At 62.5% G+C, this 2,732-nt stretch carries 2 protein-coding genes and 1 pseudogene; 2 read left to right on the top strand and 1 reads right to left on the bottom strand.

Annotation, left to right across the window (positions count from 1 at the left end; genetic code table 11):
- Both BG35_RS11145 and fabG read left to right on the top strand, forming a co-directional pair.
- Window positions 1-589 (top strand): gluconeogenesis factor YvcK family protein (locus BG35_RS11145; protein ID WP_173399752.1); only part of this gene is annotated, 589 nt, incomplete at its 5' end.
- A 48-nt stretch (window positions 590-637) separates the two neighbouring features.
- The gene (gene fabG / locus BG35_RS0108735) at window positions 638-1,381 is read left to right on the top strand and encodes a 3-oxoacyl-[acyl-carrier-protein] reductase (protein ID WP_025782518.1); all 744 of its coding nucleotides are present in this window, start codon (window positions 638-640) and stop codon (window positions 1,379-1,381) included.
- A 26-nt stretch (window positions 1,382-1,407) separates the two neighbouring features.
- On the opposite strand, the pseudogene guaA reads toward fabG, so the two are convergent.
- Window positions 1,408-2,732, bottom strand: a pseudogene (guaA, locus tag BG35_RS11140) (glutamine-hydrolyzing GMP synthase); the annotation flags it as partial.

Raw genomic sequence — 2,732 nt, 5'->3', positions numbered from 1 at the left:
AGATCTGATTGTGCTGGGTCCCGGCAGCTTGTACACATCGCTGCTGCCCAATTTGCTGGTGCCCCAGCTTGTCCAGGAAATCAACCGCTCTCCAGCCGCCAAGCTCTACATCTGCAACATCATGACCCAGCCCGGTGAAACCGATGGGTTTGACGTGTGGGACCACATGGCGATGATTGGCCGCCATCTGCATTGCCAAGGCGCCGACCCATGGTTATTTTCCGATGTGCTGGTCCACAGTGGCCGACTGGATCGCCGCCTCGTGGAACGCTACCGGTCTGCAGGCTCCGAGCCGGTACACTGTCCCGTGGACAAACTCAGGGCAAACGGCCTGCGGCCGCACCTGGCCATGATTCATTCTCGCGTCGATTTCCTCAGCGAGGATTCAGCCGGCAAGAGCCTGTGTCACGACCCTCTCCGGCTGGCGCGGGCTGTGATGCGCTTCTACCGTCAACACCAGCGGCGGCAACAGCGCGGGGAGAGCGGCGCCACCGGCCACGCCGTCTCTCAACGCCGCCAATCACCCCATGGGCACAGTCATCGCCTGCGCAGCGACGCCCCCCTGGGCAACAACCGCATTGGCAGTTGATCCCCTTGGGTCTAAGGTGAAACTCCCCTTGCCAACAACACCGCCGCCATGGCCGATCAGTTGCTCACGGGTCACACAGCGCTTGTGACCGGCGCCAGCCGGGGCATTGGCCGGGCCGTGGCGCTGGAGTTGGCTGGCGCCGGGGCGGAGGTGGCGGTCAACTATGCCCGCTCCCCCGAGGCCGCCGCCCAGGTGGTGGCCGCCATCAAGGAGCGGGGCGGCCGGGCCTATGCCCTGCAGGCGGACGTGAGCAAAGAGGTGGAAGCGGACGGTTTGATCAAGGCGGTGTTGGAGCGCAGCGGCGGCCTTGACGTGCTGGTGAACAATGCGGGGATCACCCGTGACGGGTTGTTGATGCGCATGAAAACAGCGGATTGGCAGACGGTGGTGGATCTGAATCTTTCCGGCGTCTTTTATTGCACCCGTGCGGTGGCGCGCCCCATGCTCAAACAAAAGCGGGGTCGCATTGTGAACATCACCTCCGTGGTGGGGCTGATGGGCAATCCGGGACAAGCCAACTACGCCGCGGCCAAGGCCGGCGTCATTGGCCTGACCCGCACCAGCGCCAAGGAACTGGCCAGCCGCGGCATCACGGTCAATGCCGTTGCCCCCGGCTTCATCGCCACGGACATGACCAGGGGCCTGGAGAGTGACGCCCTGCTCAAGGCAATCCCCATGGGGTGTTTTGGACAACCGGGGCACGTGGCCGGGGCTGTACGCTTCCTTGCCGCCGACCCCGCCGCCGCCTACATCACCGGTCAGGTGTTGCAAGTGGACGGGGGCATGTATTGAGCCGTTCCCACTCATTCCCGCTCGACTCATTCCCACTCGATGGTGCCGGGCGGCTTGCTGGTAATATCGTACACAACCCGGTTGACTCCCTTCACCTCGTTCACAATGCGATTGGAGATGCGCTCAAGCGTCTCATGGGGAAGGCGGGACCAATCAGCCGTCATGCCGTCCTGGCTGGTGACGCAACGGAGCACGATGGGATAGGCATAGGTGCGTTGATCCCCCATCACCCCCACGGACTGCACCGGCAGCAACACAGCCAACGCTTGCCAGATGTCATGGTACAGACCGGCAGCCTTGATCTCTTCCCGGAGAATCATGTCCGCATCCCGCAGCATCTCCAGCTTGTCTTCCGTTACTTCTCCTAGAATGCGAATAGCCAGGCCGGGTCCCGGGAAGGGATGGCGCTGCACAATGTCTTCCGGGAGCCCCAGGCTGCGGCCCAGCTTGCGCACTTCGTCCTTGAACAGCCGTCGCAGCGGCTCCACCAACTGAAAGCACAGGTCCTCCGGCAGCCCACCCACGTTGTGGTGGCTCTTGATCTTCACCGCCACCCGTTTTCCCGTTTTGGGATCCACGTTGGTGCCGGCCGATTCAATGACGTCAGGATATAAAGTGCCTTGGGCCAGGTAATCAAAGGGGCCAAGACGTTTGCTTTCCCGTTCAAAGACGCGAATAAACTCATCCCCAATGGCTTTGCGTTTCTCTTCCGGATCTGTCACCCCCTTCAGTCGCTTGAGAAACCGTTCCCGGGCCTGGATGTGATGCACGTCAATATGAAACCGTTCCCGGAAGAACCCCATCAGGAACTCCGTCTCCCCCTTGCGCATGAAGCCCTGATCAATGAAGACACAGGTAAGCTGCGGGCCAATGGCCTTGTGGAGCAGAAAGGCCAGGGTGGAGGAATCCACCCCGCCGGAGAGGGCCAGCAACACCCGGCGATCCCCCACCATGGCCCGCACGTCCGCAACGGCCTCCTCCTCAAACGCGCGGTATTCCAATTGGGGCTGCACCCGCAAACGTGGAAGACGAAGTTGCGAATCAACTCCATCCCGCAGACGGAATGGACCACCTCCGGGTGAAACTGCACTCCGTACAAACGGCGTTGGGAATCGGCGATGGCCGCCAGGGGGGTGTTGTCGGTGTGGGCCAGACGGGTGAACCCCTCCGGCAGACGGCTGACCCCATCCCCGTGGCTCATCCACATGGTGGAGCCATGGTCCACGTTGGTGAGCAGACCCGTGGGGTCGTCCACCCAAAGCCGGGCGCGGCCGTATTCCCGCCGTCGGGACGGCTCCACCTGCCCCCCCAGTTGTTGCACCATCAATTGCATCCCGTAGCAGACCCCCAA

Origin of the sequence: Candidatus Synechococcus spongiarum SH4 (assembly GCF_000586015.1) — a bacterium.
GTDB classification, from domain to species: domain Bacteria; phylum Cyanobacteriota; class Cyanobacteriia; order PCC-6307; family Cyanobiaceae; genus Synechococcus_B; species Synechococcus_B spongiarum_F.
The sequence above is the reverse complement of the archived record's forward strand: the minus strand, read 5'-3'. Positions and strand labels throughout refer to the sequence as shown.

Excerpts from the sequence above, each read along its gene's own strand:
- fabG (WP_025782518.1), top strand. The coding sequence starts at position 638 with ATGGCCGATCAGTTGCTCACGGGTCACACAGCGCTTGTGACCGGCGCC.